Genomic DNA, 16771 nt, shown 5'->3' with positions numbered 1-16771 from the left:
CGGCCGCACGCAGGTGAGCGCTACCCCTGCACGGCGGCCTGCGCGCGCACGGCCGCGTCGCATTCGGCCGCTTCCGCGCGAATCCAGTCGCGCACCTCGGCCACCTCGCGCCGCGGCGTCGGGTCGCGCTGGTACAGCCAGTACGCGTAGCCGTTCTGCGGGGCAGGCCGGTGCGGCCCGAGCACCGTCAGCCGTCCGTCCGCGAGCATCGGCGCGACGAGCGCGAGCCGCCCGAGCGCGATGCCCTGGCCGGCGATCGCCGCCTGGATCACCTGGTCGTACTGGTTGAAGCGCAGCACGCTCTTCGGGCGCGCATCGCCGAGCCCGACCGCGCGCAGGTGGTCGTGCCACTGCAGCTGCGTCTGCGGCTGCCCGTCGAATTCGAGCAGCACGTGGCCCGCGAGCGCGGCGGCATCCGCGATCGGCCGCGCTGCATGCGCCGGGTGCGCGACCGGCACCACCGTCTCGTCGAACAGGTGCAGCGCGCCTTCCGGCGCACGGTCGAGGGGCGCGTAGCGGATTCCGAGGTCGATGCCTTCGGCGCGCAAGTCGAGCACCTTGTCGTTCGCGGCGACGCGCAGGTCGATCTCCGGATGGCGCGCCTGCAGCCCGCCGAGCCGCGGCAGCAGCCACAGCGCCGTGACGCCGATGCTCGCGGTGATCGTGACCGGCTGGCGCTCGCGCGCGGCGGTGAGCGTGCCGACGGCGTCCTGCAGGCTGTGCAGCGCGGCGTCGGCGATGCGGAACAGGCGCTCGCCTTCCGGCGTGAACGCGATCTTGCGGTAGCCGCGCTGCAGCAGCGCGACGCCGAGATGCGCTTCGAGCGCATGCACCTGGCGGCTGACCGCGGATTGCGTCACGCACAGATCCTGCGCGGCGAGCGTAATGCTCATGCGGCGGCCGACGGCGACGAAGCCGCGCACGAGGTCCAGCGACGGGAGACGGACGAGTGGCGTTGACATGCGTTGGATTCATGCGAACGAAGCAGCAAGATTGGTCGAGTTTGCGCGATGCGTCAAGTTCGGCCGGGGCGGCCCGCGCGAGGAGGCATGATGGCGAATTCGAGCGACACGGCCGGCGCGCCGGGCGTCGTCCATGCGCGCCACGCGGCGGCGCGGGCGCGGCATGCGCCGGCGGGCACGGTCGTGCGCGGTCGAACCGCGCCGCGCGCACGGCGATCGATTAACATCGGACCTTTCGTCCTGCCGGTCCCGCGTCGATGACCCTCCCGTCCGCTCCCGATTCCGCCTGCGACGCGCACGCCGCGCATCGCGCCTATCGTGCGCATCCGCTCCACGTGCCGGCGGCCGCGCGCCGCGCGGGCGTGCAGGTCGTGCGCGTCGATTTCGACTGGCAGGTGCCGCTCGCGTCGCCCGCGTATGCGGCGTTGAGCGACGCCGAACGCGCACGGGCGGGCCGCTTTCTGCGTTCGCAGGACGCGGTGCGCAGCGCGGGCACGCGCGTCGCGCTGCGCGACGTGCTTGGCGCGCAGCTCGGCATCGCGCCGCAGGCGGTGGCGCTCGTCGTCGGCGAAGCCGGCCGGCCGGCGCTCGATCCCGCACATCACCCGCATCATCCGTCGCTCGATTTCAACGTGTCGCACGCGGGCGATCACGCGCTGATCGCGTGGTCGGCCGGCTGCCGGGTCGGCGTCGACATCGAGCGCTGCGACCGCGCGACCGACTGGCGCGGGCTGACGCGCGAAGTGTGCGCGCCCGGCGAAGCCGCCTATCTCGACGCGCTGCCGGACCCCGCGCGCGCGGACGCGTTCATGCACGTGTGGTCCGCGAAGGAGGCGCTGCTCAAGGCGCTCGGCACCGGCATCGGCGGCGGGCTGCGGGCGTTCGCGGTGGTGCCGCCGCGCGATGCGGCGACGCCGGCGGTGGAGGTCGTCTCGCCCGCCGCGCCCGCGGCCGGCGTGGCCGGCTTCGACGCGGCGTGGCTCGACGCGGCGCCCGGCTACGCGGCGTGCGTCGCGTGGACGCGCGCGTGAGCGCCGTTCATTCGAGCGGCGTGTCGTTCGGCGCCGCGTAGCGCGCCTTGATCACGTCGCTCATCGGGAAGTCGAACGACAGACCCTTCGGCGGCACCGGCTTCATGAACCATTTGTCGTACAGCGCATTGATCTCGCCGCTCTTCATCGCCTGCGCGAGCACGCCGTCGACGAGCGCCTTGAACTGCGGATCGTCCTTGCGCAGCATGAAGCCGTAGGCCTCCGACGATTGCGGCGTGCCGACGATCGTCCAGTCCGCCGGTTTCGCGGCGAGCTGGCGCACGCCCGCGAGCAGCACATCGTCCATCATGTACGCGACCGCGCGGCCCGATTCGAGCGTGAGGCGCCCCTCGCCGTAGTCCTTCGCGCTGATGATCTGCATGTTCATCTTCTTTTCCTCGTTCATCCTGCGCAGCAGCCGCTCGGACGTCGTGCCCTGGTTCGTCACGACGGTCTTGCCGGCCAGGTCGGGGAAGTCGCGGATGCCGGACGTCGTGCGCGTGAGCAGGCGCGTCGTCGCGACGAAGAAGGTGGTCGAGAACGCGACCTGCGCATGACGCGCGGCGAGATTCGTCGTCACGCCGCATTCGAGGTCGACCGTGCCGTTCTGCACGAGCGGCATGCGGTTCTGCGACGTGACCGGAATGAAGCGCACCTGCAGGTCCGGCTTGCCGGTGCGCGCCCTGACCGTGGCGATCACGCGGTCGCACAGGTCCTGCGAGAAGCCGATCACCTTGCCGCTCGCGTCGACGTACGAGAACGGCACCGAGGTTTCGCGATGGCCGATCGCGATCACGTTGCTTTGCTGGATCTTCGCGAGCGTGCCGGCGAGCGGCTCCGCGGCGAGCGGCGCGCAGGCCGCGGCGCAGGCGGCGGCGAACGTGCAGCGGGCGAGCAGGGCGGTGAAAGCGGACAAAGGGGACGAACGGGACGGGGTGTTCATGGCGGCCTCTCCACAGCGGATGGTATGAATCGTATGTTGCCAAGACAAAAATAATCGCAACATGTGATAAATACCGACCCAGCGTGCGCCGGCCTGTGGACGATTCCGGGCATCAGGGAAACTCCCGAGTCGAAATCGGGGGAAAACGGGTTGTCTAGACAAGTTCGGATGGCTACACTGCATCCATCTCGAACTTGTCTAGACAGGATTGCTCACATGATTACGCTGACCCCCGGCCACCTGACCCTCCCGCAACTGCGCAAGATCGCCCGCGAACCGGTGCAGCTCGTGCTCGACCCGGCCAGCTTCGCGAAGATCGACGCCGGCGCGAAGGCGGTGGCCGACATCGCCGCGAAGGGCGACCCGGCCTACGGCATCAACACGGGCTTCGGCCGCCTGGCGAGCACGCACATCCCGCACGACCAGCTCGAACTGCTGCAGAAGAACCTCGTGCTGTCGCACGCGGTCGGCGTCGGCGAGCCGATGGCGCGCTCGTCGGTGCGCCTCCTGATGGCGCTGAAGCTGTCGAGCCTCGGCCGCGGCCACTCGGGCATCCGTCGCGAAGTGATGGACGCGCTGATCAAGCTGTTCAACGCGGACGTGCTGCCGCTGATCCCGGTGAAGGGCTCGGTCGGCGCGTCGGGCGACCTCGCGCCGCTCGCGCACATGTCGGCCGTGCTGCTCGGCGTCGGCGAAGTGTTCATCCGCGGCGAGCGCGCGAGCGCGGTCGAGGGGCTGCGCGTCGCGGGCCTCGCGCCGCTCACGCTGCAGGCGAAGGAAGGCCTCGCGCTGCTGAACGGCACGCAGGCGTCGACGGCGCTGGCGCTCGACAACATGTTCGCGATCGAAGACCTGTACCGCACCGCGCTGGTTGCGGGCGCGCTGTCGGTCGACGCGGCGGCCGGCTCGGTGAAGCCGTTCGACGCGCGCATCCACGAGCTGCGCGGCCATCAAGGCCAGATCGACGCGGCCGCGTCCTACCGCGACCTGCTGGAAGGCTCGCCGATCAACCAGTCGCACCGCGACTGCGACAAGGTGCAGGACCCGTACAGCCTGCGCTGCCAGCCGCAGGTGATGGGCGCGTGCCTGGACCAGATGCGCCATGCAGCCGACGTGCTGCTGGTCGAGGCGAACGCCGTGTCGGACAACCCGCTGATCTTCCCGGACACCGGCGAAGTGCTGTCGGGCGGCAACTTCCACGCGGAACCCGTCGCGTTCGCGGCCGACAACCTCGCGCTCGCCGCATCGGAAATCGGCGCGCTGGCCGAGCGCCGCATCGCGCTCCTGATCGACGCGACGCTGTCGGGCCTGCCCCCGTTCCTCGTGAAGGACGGCGGCGTGAACTCGGGCTTCATGATCGCGCACGTGACGGCGGCCGCCTTGGCGTCGGAAAACAAGACGCTCGCGCACCCGGCGTCGGTCGACTCGCTGCCGACTTCGGCGAACCAGGAAGACCACGTGTCGATGGCGACCTTCGCCGCGCGCAAGCTCGCCGACATCGCGGACAACACGAAGCACATCCTCGCGATCGAACTGCTGGCCGCCGCGCAGGGCGTCGACCTGCGCGCGCCGCATCACACGAGCCCGAAGCTCGCGCCCGTGATGGAGACGATCCGCGGCAAGGTCGCGCACTACGAGCTCGACCACTACTTCGCGCCGGACATCGCGGTGATCGCGAAGCTGGTCGGCGAGCGTGCGTTCGCGAAGCACAGCCCGTTCTCGTTCGCATCGGAACAGTAACGCGATGAGCGCACCGGTCTACCAGGAGATCAAGGACTTCATCCTGGCCCGCATTCACGCCGGCGAGTGGGCGGAGGGCGATCAGGTGCCGTCCGAGAACGAGCTGGCCCGCGAGTTCAGCGTCGCGCGGATGACCGTCAACCGCGCGCTGCGCGAGCTGACGGCCGAGCAGGTGCTCACGCGCCTGAAGGGCGCGGGCACCTACGTCGCGCGGCCGAAGTACGAGTCGACCCTGGTGGCGATCCGCAGCATCTCGGAAGAGGTGGCGGCGCGCGGCCACGCGCATCGCGCGAGCGTGCTCGGCCTCGAGACCGTGAGGGCCGACGAGGCGCTCGCGGACGAGATGCAGGTCGCGGTGCGCGCGAAGCTGTTTCATTCGCAGGTGCTGCATTTCGAGAACGACGAGCCGGTGCAGCTCGAAGAGCGATGGGTGAATCCGGCGGTCGCGCCGGATTACGCCGAGCAGGATTTCACGAACACGACGCCGAACCAGTACCTGATGCGCGCGGCGCCGCTGCAGCGCGTCGAGTACCGGATCGAAGCGGCCGCACCCGCGCCGGAGCGGCGCGAGCAGCTTCGGATGGACGACGTCGAACCGTGTCTGGTTTTACATCGGCGCACCTGGTCGCAGGGCGTCGTCGCCTCGGTGGCGAATCTGTGGCATCCCGGCAGCCGTTATCGCTTCACCGGGCATTTCTGAATCTGTTGATTTTCCATTTCCCTCGGGAGCAGTCGTCATGAACCATCCGAAACACATCGATCCCCGTCTCGATCCGACGCGCACGATCCGCGCGCCGCGCGGCAGCGAGAAAACCTGCAAGACCTGGCTCGCGGAAGCCGCGTACCGGATGATCCAGAACAACCTGGACCCGGAAGTCGCCGAGCACCCGCACGCGCTCGTCGTGTACGGCGGCATCGGCCGCGCGGCGCGCAACTGGGAATGCTACGACCAGATCCTCGCATCGCTGAAGGACCTGAACGAGGACGAGACGCTGCTGGTCCAGTCGGGCAAGCCGGTCGGTGTGTTCCGCACGCACAAGGACGCGCCGCGCGTGCTGCTCGCGAACTCGAACCTGGTGCCGCACTGGGCGACCTGGGACCACTTCAACGAGCTCGACCGCAAGGGCCTGATGATGTACGGCCAGATGACGGCCGGCAGCTGGATCTACATCGGCAGCCAGGGCATCGTTCAGGGTACCTATGAAACCTTCTTCGCGGTCGCGAACCAGCACTTCAACGGCGACCCGTCGGGCCGCTGGATCCTGACGGGCGGCCTGGGCGGGATGGGCGGCGCGCAGCCGCTCGCGGCGACGATGGCCGGCTTCTCGATGATCGCGGTCGAGTGCGACGAGACGCGCATCGACTTCCGCCTGAAGACCCGCTACGTCGACAAGAAGGCGACGAGCCTCGACGAGGCGCTCGGCATGATCGAGGAAGCGAAGCGCGCAGGCAAGCCGGTGTCGATCGGCCTGCTCGGCAACGCGGCCGACGTGTTCACGGAGCTCGTCGAGCGCGGCATCACGCCGGATTGCGTGACCGACCAGACGAGCGCGCACGACCCGATCAACGGCTACCTGCCGCAGGGCTGGACCGTCGCGCAGTGGCGCGAGGCGCAGAAGGTCGATCCGCAGAGCATCGTGAAGGTCGCGAAGCAGTCGATGGCGGTGCAGGTGCGCGCGATGCTGGCGCTGCAGCAGCGCGGCGCGGCGACGCTCGACTACGGCAACAACATCCGCCAGATGGCGCTGGAAATGGGCGTCGAGAACGCGTTCGACTTCCCGGGCTTCGTGCCGGCGTATATCCGGCCGCTGTTCTGCGAAGGCAAGGGCCCGTTCCGCTGGGTCGCGCTGTCCGGCGATCCTGAGGATATCTACAAGACCGACCAGAAGGTGAAGGAGCTGATCCCCGACGATCCGCACCTGCACAACTGGCTCGACATGGCGCGCGAGCGCATCGCGTTCCAGGGCCTGCCCGCGCGGATCTGCTGGGTCGGCGTGAAGGATCGCTACCGCCTCGGCCAGGCGTTCAACGAGATGGTGAAGAACGGCGAGCTGAAGGCGCCGATCGTGATCGGCCGCGATCACCTCGACACGGGTTCGGTCGCGAGCCCGAACCGCGAGACGGAATCGATGAAGGACGGCTCGGACGCGGTCAGCGACTGGCCGCTGCTCAACGCGCTGCTGAACACGGCAGGCGGCGCGTCGTGGGTGTCGCTGCACCACGGCGGCGGCGTGGGCATGGGCTTCTCGCAGCACTCGGGCGTCGTGATCGTCGCGGACGGCACCGCCGAAGCGCACGAGCGTCTCGGCCGCGTGCTGCTGAACGACCCGGCCACGGGCGTGATGCGCCATGCGGACGCCGGCTACGAACTCGCGCAGCAGACGGCCCGCGAAGCCGGCCTGAAGCTGCCGATGCTCGGCCGCTGAGCATGACGGCGCACGACCAGGCGCCGGTGAACGCGACGCTGGCCGCCGCGCTGATCCGCGCGGCGGATCTCGTCGCGTCGCCGTGGAAGAACGGCGGCGGCGTGACGCGCGAGATCGCCGCGCATTTCCCCAAGGGGACTTCCTTCGGGGCGCCGCCCGGCGCCGCGCTTGACGCGTTCGCGTGGCGCGTGAGCGTCGCGGACGTCGCCGCGGCGGGGCCGTTCTCGCACTTCGAAGGCATCGACCGCACGCTGGTGCTGCTGTCCGGCGCGGGCATGACGCTCGCGGCGGCAGACGGCGCGCGCCACGTGCTCGATGCGCCGCTCGCGCGCGCGGATTTCGCGGGCGAGACGGCGATCGATGCGACGCTGCACGAGGGCCCGACGCGCGACTTCAACCTGATGACGCGCCGCGCGACGACGCGCGGGTCGGTCGCCGCGTGGCGCGCCGGCACGCATCGCATCGCGCGCGCGGACACCGTGCTGCTGTTCTGCGCGAACGGGACGGTGCAGGTCGCGCTCGACGGCGCAACTTGCACGCTGGAAGAACTGGACACGCTGCGGCTCGACGGGCTGCAGCGTGCGCTCGACGTCGCGGTGAGCGGCGACGGCGCGCTGCTCGCCGTGTCGCTCGACGCTACCGATACGAACTGATCGCATGAAATCGACTGTCTGGCATCACCTGAGGCTGTGTCCGCACGGCCATCCCGACGAGACGATCGACGACGCGGCGATCGCCGTCGACGAAACCGGCGCGATCGTCTGGCTCGGCGCGTTCTCCGCGCTGCCGCACGGCTATGCGCACTGGGCGCGCGAAGACCTGCACGGCGCGTGGGTGACGCCGGGGCTCGTCGACTGCCATACGCACCTCGTGTACGGCGGCACGCGCGCGGACGAATTCGCGCAGCGGCTCGCGGGCGTCAGCTATGAAGAAATCGCGCGGCAGGGCGGCGGGATCGTGTCGACGGTGCGCGCGACGCGCGCGGCCGACGAGACGACGCTGTTCGTGCAGGCCGCCGCGCGCCTGCAGCCGCTGCTCGCCGAAGGCGTGACCGCGATCGAGATCAAGTCGGGCTACGGGCTCGACCTCGCGAGCGAGCGCAAGATGCTGCGCGTCGCGCGGCAGCTCGGCGAGCGCTTCCCGGTGAGCGTCTACACGACCTTCCTCGGCGCGCACGCGCTGCCGCCCGAATACGCGGGCCGCGCGGACGCGTACATCGACGAAGTGTGCGAACGGATGCTGCCGGCGCTTGCCGACGAAGGGCTCGTCGACGCGGTCGACGTGTTCTGCGAGCGGATCGGCTTCTCGCTCGCGCAGACCGAGCGCGTGTTCGAGGCCGCGACGCGGCGCGCGCTGCCGGTCAAGCTGCACGCGGAGCAACTGTCGAACGCGGGCGGCACCGCGCTTGCCGCGCGCTATCGCGCGCTGTCCGCCGATCACCTCGAATTTCTCGACGAAGCCGGCATCGAGGCGATGAAGGCGGCCGGCACGGCCGCCGTGCTGTTGCCCGGCGCGTACTACTTCATACGCGAGACGCAACTGCCGCCGCTCGACCTGCTGCGCAAGCATGGCGTGCCGATCGCGCTCGCGACCGATCACAACCCGGGCACGTCGCCGCTCGAATCGCTGCTGCTGACGATGAACCTCGGCTGCACGCTGTTCCGGATGACGGTGCCGGAAGTGCTGCAGGGCGTCACGCGCCATGCGGCGGCGGCGCTCGGCCGCGCAGGCCGCCACGGCGCGCTCGAGGTCGGCCGCCAGGCCGATTTCGCGGTGTGGTCGGTCGGCTCGCTCGCGGAGCTCGCCTACTGGATCGGCCGCCCGCTGTGCGAGCAGGTCGTGCGCGGCGGGACGACCGTGTTTCGCCGCACGAACGGATGATGGGACCCACGATGACCGACACGACGTTGTTCGCGGCGCACGCCTACCTGCCTGAAGGCTGGCGCCGCAACGTGCTGCTGCGCTGGGACGCGGCCGGCACGCTGACCGAGGTGACGCCCGACACCGATGCGCCGGCGGGCGTCGCGCGCGCGGCGGGGCCGGTGCTGCCCGGCATGCCGAACCTGCACTCGCACGCGTTCCAGCGCGCGATGGCGGGGCTCACCGAATACCGCGCGAACCCGTCCGACAGCTTCTGGAGCTGGCGCGACCTGATGTACCGCTTCGCGCTGAAGATCACGCCCGACGCGCTTGCGGCGATCGCACGCTGGCTGTACGTCGAGATGCTGAAATGCGGCTACACGTCGGTGTGCGAATTCCACTACGTGCATCACGCGCAGGACGGCTCGCGCTATCCGCAGCTCGCCGAGCTCGGCGTGCGCGTGATCGACGCCGCGCGCGCGGCCGGCATCGGCATCACGATGCTGCCCGTGTCGTACCAGTTCGCGGGCTTCGGCAACAAGCCGCCGCGCGACGACCAGCGCCGCTTCATCAACACGCCCGACGGCCTACTCGAACTGCTCGACGCGATGCGCCGCGCCGCGCCCGAGTGCGGCGCGCTGCGCTACGGCGTCGCGCCGCACTCGCTGCGCGCGGTGTCCGAAGCGGGCTTGCGCACGCTGCTCGACGGGTTGTCCGATGATGCGCCCGTGCATATCCACATCGCCGAACAGACGGCCGAGGTCGACGACTGCGTGCGCGCCTATGGCGCGCGCCCCGTGCAGTGGCTGCTCGACCGCTTCGACGTCGATGCGCGCTGGTGCCTCGTGCACGCGACGCACGTCGACGCGGCCGAGACCGCGGCGCTCGCGCAGCGTCGCGCGGTCGCCGGCCTGTGCCTGACGACCGAAGCGAACCTCGGCGACGGCGTGTTCCCGGCCGTCGACTATCTCGCGCACGGCGGCGTGATCGGCATCGGCTCCGACAGCCATGCGTCGGTCGACTGGCGCGCCGAATTGCGCCTGCTCGAATACGGGCAGCGGCTCGTGCATCGCGCGCGCAACGTGCTCGCGAGCGACGCGCAGCCTTGCGTCGCGGATCGCCTGTTCGACGCGGCGCTGGCCGGCGGCGCGCAGGCGAGCGGGCGGCGGATCGGCGCGCTGCGCGCGGGCTGCCGCGCCGACTGGCTCGTCCTCGATCCCGATCACCCGGCGATTGCCGAGCACGACGGCGCGGCGTGGCTGTCCGGCGCGGTGTTCGCCGAGCACGGCGACACGCCGGTGCGCGACGTCTACACGGGCGGCGAATGCGTCGTGCGCGAACGCCGCCATCGCGACGAAGCCGCCGCGTATGCCGCTTACCGCGCCGCGCTGGCGCAACTGCTGCGCTGATGCGCGGCAACCGGCGCGCGCCGCGGGGCGCGCGCCGTCCGACCGACACGGGACCGACATGACCGACCAACCGGCTGTATTCACGCTGAAGCAGGGCACGCTGCCGCTGCTGATCTCGATTCCCCACGCGGGCACGTTCATTCCAGACGACATCGCCGCGACGATGACGCCCGACGCGCGCTTCGTCGACGATTGCGACTGGCACCTCGAGCGCCTGTACGGCTTCGCCGTCGCGCTCGGCGCATCGGTGCTGGTGCCGTCGCATGCGCGCTACGTCGTCGACCTGAACCGGCCGCCCGACAACGAGAACCTGTATCCGGGGCAGGACACGACGGGCCTCGTGCCGGTCGACACGTTCGACAAGGCGCCGCTCTATCCGGCCGGCGCGCTGCCCGGCAACGACGAGATCCTGCGCCGCCGCGACCGCTACTGGCGGCCGTACCACGAAGCGCTGCAGGGCGAGATCGCACGCGTGAAGCGCGAGCACGGCCGCGTGCTGGTGTGGGAGGCGCATTCGATCCGCTCGCACGTGCCGCGCTTCTTCGACGGGCGGCTGCCGGACTTCAACTTCGGCACCGCGAACGGCGCGAGCGCCGCGCCCGGCCTCGCGGAGGCGCTGGCCGAGCGCGTGATCGCGCATGGCGGCTACACGGCGGTCGCGAACGGCCGCTTCAAGGGCGGCTACATCACGCGTCATTACGGCGTGCCCGAGACGGGCGTGCAGGCCGTGCAGCTCGAACTCGCGCAGATCACGTACATGGAAGAGACGCGTCCGTACGCGTACGACGAAGCGCGCGCCGCGCGGGTGTCGCCGCTGCTGCAGACGCTCGCCGAGACCGCGCTCGCGTATCGCTGAACGCGACCGGCGACGCATTGCACGAGGCGGCATCGATTCTGCGAATCGATGCCGCCATTGTTTTTGTCAGGGTTAATACCGACGCGAACGCTTGAAAATTTGACGCAATTTTTAGGTGATATAAGCTGAATGTCAGGAAGCCGTCACAAACGACGGCTTGCTTGCGTGTCGCTGCACGGGTCGAACCGCGCGCTGCAATGCGACACGTGTTCAGCGTTCATCCGTCAGTCGAGTACGATCGTGAAAGCCGCCAGCCCTTCGATCCAGCGGACGCGAAGTCCGTCGGCGGGCGCGCCGCGTCGTGCCGGTCCGCTCCGGCATGCCGATCGCGGCACGCATTCCGCCCTGTCCAGCGAGCCTTGCCTCACCGCCGTGTCCCATCGCGGCCTGCGCCGCTTCAATCTCGTGACCACGCGCGCGTTCAGCGCGATTCAGTGCGACGGCAGCGCGTCGTTGTTGCCCTAGCGCCGTTTGCCTCATCCGTTCCGGGCCGCACCGCATACCGCAGCGCGACGCATGCGGCGCGTCGTTGCGCGTGCGCGCGACGATGCTTCGGGAGACGCGATCATGAGGGCGCGCGCGATCGTCGCCGTGACCGCCGACCGCATGATGTGCGGCGCGCATCCGGCGCATGCGGCGGGGGAGAAGTACCTTGCCGCGCTCGTCGACGGCGCGGGCGTGCTCGCGTTCGTGCTGCCCGCGCTCGGCATGCGCCAGCCGGTCGACGCGCTCGTCGCGGCGGTCGACGGCCTGCTGTTCACCGGCAGCCATTCGAACGTCGAGCCGCATCGTTACGGCGGGCACGCGAGCGCGCCCGGCACGCTGCACGATCCGGCGCGCGACGCGACCGCGCTGCCGCTGATGCGCGCGGCGATCGACGCCGGCGTGCCGGTGCTCGCGATCTGCCGCGGGATGCAGGAAATGAACGTCGCGTATGGCGGCACGCTGCATCAGCGGCTGCATGCGACCGCGGGGTTCGCCGACCATCGCGAGACGCCGTCCGATCCGCTCGACGCGCAATACGGTCCCGCACACGTCGTGCGCTTCGCGCCGGGCGGCCTGCTGCAGCGGATCGCGCGCGGCGCGTGCGAAGCGACGGTCAATTCGCTGCATGGCCAGGGCATCGCGCGCGTCGGCGCGGGGCTCGTCGTCGAGGCGAGCGCGCCCGACGGCCTGATCGAGGCCGTGAGCGTGCGCGGCGCGCGCGCGTTCGCGCTCGGCGTGCAGTGGCATCCCGAATGGCGGTTCGCGGAGCAGCCGCTGTCGCGCGATATCTTCGCGGCATTCGGCGCGGCGTGCCGCGCGCACATGACGCACCGTATCCGTGCGGCCGTCGACGGCGAAACCGCGCCGCCGGACGCACATGTCGTGGACTGAAAGAGGCCGATCATGCAACCCGCACTGGACGAATTCCTCAGGCAGCATCGCATCACCGAGGTCGAGGCGATCATTCCCGACATGGCCGGCATCGCGCGCGGCAAGATCATCCCGCGCAACAAGTTCGAGTCCGGCGAATCGATGCGGCTGCCGCAGGCGGTGATGGTGCAGACCGTCACCGGCGAATATCCGGAAGACGGCTCGCTGACCGGCGTGACCGATCCCGACATGGTGTGCGTGCCCGACCCGTCGACGATCTGCCTGATCCCGTGGGCGGTCGACCCGACCGCGCAGGTGATCCACGACTGCGTGCACTTCGACGGCTCGCCGGTCGAGATCTCGCCGCGCTACGTGCTGCGCCGCGTGCTCGACCTGTACAAGGCGAAGGGCTGGAAGCCGGTGGTCGCGCCCGAGCTCGAGTTCTACCTGGTCGACATGAACGCCGATCCCGACTTGCCGCTGCGTCCGCCGGTCGGCCGCACCGGGCGCGCGGAGACGGGCCGCCAGTCGTATTCGATCGAGGCAGTCAATGAATTCGATCCGCTGTTCGAGGACATCTACGAGTACTGCGAAATGCAGGGGCTCGACATCGAGACGCTGATCCACGAGGTCGGCGCCGCGCAGATGGAGATCAACTTCATGCACGGCGACGCGCTGTCGCTTGCCGATCAGGTGTTCCTGTTCAAGCGCACGGTGCGCGAAGCGGCGCTGCGGCACAACATGTACGCGACGTTCATGGCGAAGCCGATGGAAGGCGAGCCCGGCTCCGCGATGCACATTCACCAAAGCCTCGCGGATCCGCAAACCGGCCGCAACCTGTTCGCCGATGCGAAAGGCGACGTGACGCCGCTGTTTCGTGGCTATCTCGCCGGATTGCAGACGTACACGCCGGCGCTGATGCCGATCTTCGCGCCGTACATCAACTCGTACCGCCGGCTGTCGCGCTTCATGGCCGCGCCGATCAACGTGCAGTGGGGCTACGACAACCGCACGGTCGGCTTCCGCATTCCACAGTCGAGCCCGCTCGCGCGCCGCATCGAGAACCGCATTCCGGGCGTCGACTGCAACCCGTACCTGGCGTTCGCGGCGACGCTCGCCGCCGGCTATCTCGGCATCGCGCAGCGGCTCGAGCCGACCCAGCCGCTTGCGTCCGACGGCTACGACCTGCCTTACCAGCTGCCGCGCAATCTCGAGGAAGGCATCTCGACGATGGCTGCGTGCACGCCGCTCGCGGAGATTCTCGGCGACAAGTTCGTGAAGGCGTATCTCGCGCTGAAGGAAACCGAATACGAGGCGTTCTTCCGCGTGATCAGTTCATGGGAGCGCCGGCATCTGCTGCTGCACGTGTGAGCGCGCACCACCGCACTCCGGAGGACACATGACCGATCGCAACGAACCGGCCCGGATCGAGCCCGCCGCGCCCACGGCCCGCACCACCGCCGAATACCGCGCGCTCGACGCCGCGCACCACATCCACCCGTTCTCCGACATGGGCACGCTCAATCGCGCGGGCAGCCGCGTGATCGTGAAGGCGGACGGCGTCTACCTGTGGGATTCGGACGGCAACAGGATCATCGACGGGATGGCGGGCCTGTGGTGCGTGAACGTCGGCTACGGCCGCAAGGAACTCGCCGACGCCGCCTACCGGCAACTGCAGGAACTGCCGTTCTACAACACGTTCTTCAAGACCACGCACCCGCCGGTGATCGAACTGTCGAAGCTGCTCGCCGAAGTCACGCCGCCGGGCTTCAACCACTTCTTCTACTGCAACAGCGGCTCGGAAGGCAACGACACCGTGCTGCGCGTCGTGCACCAGTACTGGCGCGTGCAGGGCCAGCCGCAGAGGAAGTACGTGATCTCGCGTCGCAACGGCTATCACGGCTCGACGATCGCGGGCGGCACGCTCGGCGGGATGAGCTACATGCACGAGCAGATGCCGTCGAAGGTCGAGCACATCGTGCACATCGACCAGCCGTACTTCTTCGGCGAAGCGCAAGCCGGCGAGACGCCCGAGGCGTTCGGCCTCGCGCGTGCGCAGCAGCTCGAAGCGAAGATTCTCGAACTCGGCGCGGAGAACGTCGCCGCGTTCATCGGCGAGCCGTTCCAGGGCGCGGGCGGCGTGATCTTCCCGCCGTCGACGTACTGGCCGGAGATCCAGCGGATCTGCCGCAAGTACGACATCCTGCTCGTCGCCGACGAGGTGATCGGCGGCTTCGGGCGCATCGGCGAATGGTTCGCGCACCAGCACTTCGGCTTCGAGCCGGACCTGATGACGCTCGCGAAAGGGCTGACGAGCGGCTACGTCCCGATGGGCGCGGTGGGCATCCACGAGCGCGTCGCGCGGCCGATCATCGACAACGGCGAATTCAACCACGGCCTCACCTACTCGGGCCATCCGGTGGCGGCGGCGGTCGCGGTCGCGAACCTGAAGCTGCTGCGCGACGAGGGGATCGTCGCGCGCGTGAAGCGCGACATCGGTCCGTATTTCCAGCGCCGGTTGCGCGACGCGCTGGGCGGGCATCCGATCGTCGGCGAGATTGCCGGCGCGGGGCTCGTCGCGGGCGTTCAGCTCGCGCGCGAGCCGGCGCGGCGCGTGCGCTTCGAGCGTGGCGGGGAGGTCGGCACGATTTGCCGCGACTTCTGCTTCAACGGCAACCTGATCATGCGCGCGACCGGCGACCGGATGCTGCTGTCGCCGCCGCTGGTGGTCGGCGAGGCCGAGGTCGACGAGATCGTCGAGAAGGCGAAGCGGGCGTTCGATGCGACGGTGGAGCGGGTGGGGATCGGCTGAGCGGGTGGGGCGATCGGCGCGTGCGAAAAGCTGCATCACGAAAACGAAAAGGACCTGCGTCGTGAGATGCAGGTCCGTGAATTCTTTGGTGGCGGTACTGGGATCGAACCAGTGACCCTGCTTTACGCCGAGGCGTGAGGCGCCGACGACTGGTTGGGGTTTTACGTCAAATAAAGGGGGCGGAATGCTATTGAGTGTGGCACGATGTATTATAGATCGTGCCGTTATCTACTAAAGGTTGTGCCATGAAAACGTTAGATGTGTCTCAGGCTGCTGCCGCCGCACATGCGGGCGGTGTCCTGTCGGCTGTTCTCAAAGCTGAGGGCGGTTCATTTTACGTCGAGCTGGAGACACGGACGGCTGGAACGGCCGTGCTGGTCACGTCGAACAATCGTCGGCCGCGTGCGTTTCGGAACCCGGTCAAGGCGCTTGAGGTAATTCGCGAGCTTGGGTTGCAGTCGGGGCGTTTCTCGCTCGAAGCATGGCGACCGGATGAGGTCGAGATCGAGCGTTCAAGCCGTCCGGATCGTGCAGCTGCGATGAAGCAGACGCACGCGAATGCGGCGGCCTATGACAAATGGTTGCGCGAGCAGGTGCAGGCGTCGATCGACGACCCGCGCCCGAGCATCGAGCATGAGGACGTGATGAAAAAGGCTCTGGTCCGCGTCGAAGCGATGAGAAAGGGGAAGCGTGCTAAGACTTAAGTGGCGGCCGTTGGCCGAGGAAGACCTGTTGGGTATCCTGGAGTTTATCGTGGAGGACGATCCGGATGCAGCATTAGCCCTGGTGCATACGATTCGTGAAAAGGCGGAGGGGTTGAAGGTTCACCCGAGGTTGTACCGAGCGGGGCGCGTATCCGGAACGAGGGAAATGGTGGTGCACCACAACTACATTGTCGTGTACAGCATTGATGCGGACGTGGTGGAGATTCTGAACGTGAAGCACGCTCGGCAATAGTGGCCAGACTGAAGGGAAACCCAGCGGGGGCAAAGTGAGAACTACAATATTTCTTGTGGGGGCGGGACTAGCGTTGTTGGCGACAGCTGCTAGTGCGTCAAATTGGACGCCGATAGTGCGCACGCAGTCCGGTTTGCTGGAATATGAAACCGCGACCACCAAGTATCGTGGTTCGAATGTGGTTGTCTGGTATCGCGTAACCTACGATCAACCGCAAAGCGCGCCGATTGGAAATTATGATCGTGAGGTTGTGCGCGTTGACATTGATTGCGCCAATGACACGGCCGTGTTTCTCGCCGAGACATTTTTGTTAAGAGGTGAGGCGATCTTTAGTCCCGGCGTTCAGACCCCGGCGGGGCAGATAGGTCCGGATTCGCTTATCCACTACGTTGAGCAGGCGGCATGTAAGTCGCAATAAT

The 16771-nt window shown here is 68.7% G+C and carries 17 protein-coding genes; 15 read left to right on the top strand and 2 right to left on the bottom strand.

What is annotated here, in order from left to right:
* Nucleotides 1-20: 20 nt before the first annotated feature.
* Nucleotides 21-962, bottom strand: coding sequence for a LysR substrate-binding domain-containing protein (locus tag KY49_RS10345; protein WP_042584427.1), 942 nt, complete (start codon nucleotides 960-962; stop codon nucleotides 21-23).
* A 257-nt stretch (nucleotides 963-1219) separates the two neighbouring features.
* Between KY49_RS10345 and KY49_RS10340 the strand changes: the two genes are divergently transcribed.
* On the top strand, nucleotides 1220-1993 hold the full coding sequence (locus tag KY49_RS10340) for a 4'-phosphopantetheinyl transferase family protein (protein WP_042584426.1): 774 nt from the start codon (nucleotides 1220-1222) through the stop codon (nucleotides 1991-1993).
* Between the two features lie 7 nt (nucleotides 1994-2000).
* On the opposite strand, the gene KY49_RS10335 is transcribed toward KY49_RS10340, so the two are convergent.
* Nucleotides 2001-2936 carry a glutamate/aspartate ABC transporter substrate-binding protein gene (locus KY49_RS10335; protein ID WP_042584425.1) on the bottom strand — a complete coding sequence of 312 codons (936 nt, stop codon included), beginning with the start codon at nucleotides 2934-2936 and terminating at the stop codon, nucleotides 2001-2003.
* Nucleotides 2937-3152: 216 nt separating this feature from the next.
* On the opposite strand from KY49_RS10335, the gene hutH reads away from it, so the two are divergent.
* The 14 genes from hutH (at nucleotide 3153) to KY49_RS37045 (ending at nucleotide 16770) form a co-directional block, all read left to right on the top strand.
* A complete protein-coding gene (hutH, locus tag KY49_RS10330) occupies nucleotides 3153-4676 on the top strand; it encodes a histidine ammonia-lyase (protein WP_042584424.1) in 1524 nt (507 codons plus the stop codon).
* A 4-nt stretch (nucleotides 4677-4680) separates the two neighbouring features.
* Nucleotides 4681-5376, top strand: a complete 696-nt coding sequence (gene hutC, locus KY49_RS10325; protein WP_042584423.1) for a histidine utilization repressor — start codon at nucleotides 4681-4683, stop codon at nucleotides 5374-5376.
* A 37-nt stretch (nucleotides 5377-5413) separates the two neighbouring features.
* Complete coding sequence (hutU, locus tag KY49_RS10320) at nucleotides 5414-7102, top strand: urocanate hydratase (protein ID WP_042584422.1); 1689 nt, start codon at nucleotides 5414-5416, stop codon at nucleotides 7100-7102.
* Between the two features lie 2 nt (nucleotides 7103-7104).
* Entirely contained in the window at nucleotides 7105-7755 is a 651-nt protein-coding gene (locus KY49_RS10315; protein WP_042584421.1) for a HutD/Ves family protein, read from the top strand.
* Nucleotides 7756-7759: 4 nt separating this feature from the next.
* The gene (hutI, locus tag KY49_RS10310; RefSeq protein ID WP_042584420.1) at nucleotides 7760-8983 is read left to right on the top strand and encodes an imidazolonepropionase; all 1224 of its coding nucleotides are present in this window, start codon (nucleotides 7760-7762) and stop codon (nucleotides 8981-8983) included.
* An 11-nt stretch (nucleotides 8984-8994) separates the two neighbouring features.
* A complete protein-coding gene (locus tag KY49_RS10305) occupies nucleotides 8995-10371 on the top strand; it encodes a formimidoylglutamate deiminase (RefSeq protein WP_042584419.1) in 1377 nt (458 codons plus the stop codon).
* 58 nt (nucleotides 10372-10429) lie between these two features.
* Nucleotides 10430-11227: an N-formylglutamate deformylase gene (gene hutG / locus KY49_RS10300; RefSeq protein ID WP_042584662.1), complete on the top strand. Its 798-nt coding sequence runs from the start codon at nucleotides 10430-10432 to the stop codon at nucleotides 11225-11227.
* 240 nt (nucleotides 11228-11467) lie between these two features.
* Nucleotides 11468-11692: a hypothetical protein gene (locus KY49_RS10295; RefSeq protein WP_042584661.1), complete on the top strand. Its 225-nt coding sequence runs from the start codon at nucleotides 11468-11470 to the stop codon at nucleotides 11690-11692.
* A 102-nt stretch (nucleotides 11693-11794) separates the two neighbouring features.
* Nucleotides 11795-12604 carry a gamma-glutamyl-gamma-aminobutyrate hydrolase family protein gene (locus KY49_RS10290; RefSeq protein ID WP_042584660.1) on the top strand — a complete coding sequence of 270 codons (810 nt, stop codon included), beginning with the start codon at nucleotides 11795-11797 and terminating at the stop codon, nucleotides 12602-12604.
* Between the two features lie 12 nt (nucleotides 12605-12616).
* Entirely contained in the window at nucleotides 12617-13954 is a 1338-nt protein-coding gene (locus KY49_RS10285; RefSeq protein ID WP_042584418.1) for a glutamine synthetase family protein, read from the top strand.
* Nucleotides 13955-13982: 28 nt separating this feature from the next.
* Nucleotides 13983-15395 (top strand): aspartate aminotransferase family protein, encoded by a 1413-nt coding sequence (locus KY49_RS10280; RefSeq protein ID WP_042584417.1) that lies wholly within the window; start codon nucleotides 13983-13985, stop codon nucleotides 15393-15395.
* Nucleotides 15396-15640: 245 nt separating this feature from the next.
* Nucleotides 15641-16099, top strand: a complete 459-nt coding sequence (gene relB / locus KY49_RS10275; RefSeq protein WP_042584416.1) for a type II toxin-antitoxin system RelB family antitoxin — start codon at nucleotides 15641-15643, stop codon at nucleotides 16097-16099.
* Between the two features lie 10 nt (nucleotides 16100-16109).
* Complete coding sequence (locus KY49_RS10270) at nucleotides 16110-16352, top strand: type II toxin-antitoxin system RelE/ParE family toxin (RefSeq protein ID WP_042584415.1); 243 nt, start codon at nucleotides 16110-16112, stop codon at nucleotides 16350-16352.
* A gap of 115 nt (nucleotides 16353-16467) precedes the next feature.
* Complete coding sequence (locus tag KY49_RS37045) at nucleotides 16468-16770, top strand: surface-adhesin E family protein (protein ID WP_197083559.1); 303 nt, start codon at nucleotides 16468-16470, stop codon at nucleotides 16768-16770.
* Nucleotide 16771: the final 1 nt, after the last annotated feature.

It is taken from the genome of Burkholderia sp. MSHR3999 (assembly GCF_000833595.1).
Lineage (GTDB): Bacteria > Pseudomonadota > Gammaproteobacteria > Burkholderiales > Burkholderiaceae > Burkholderia > Burkholderia ubonensis.
This window is presented reverse-complemented; position numbering and strand designations above follow the sequence as displayed.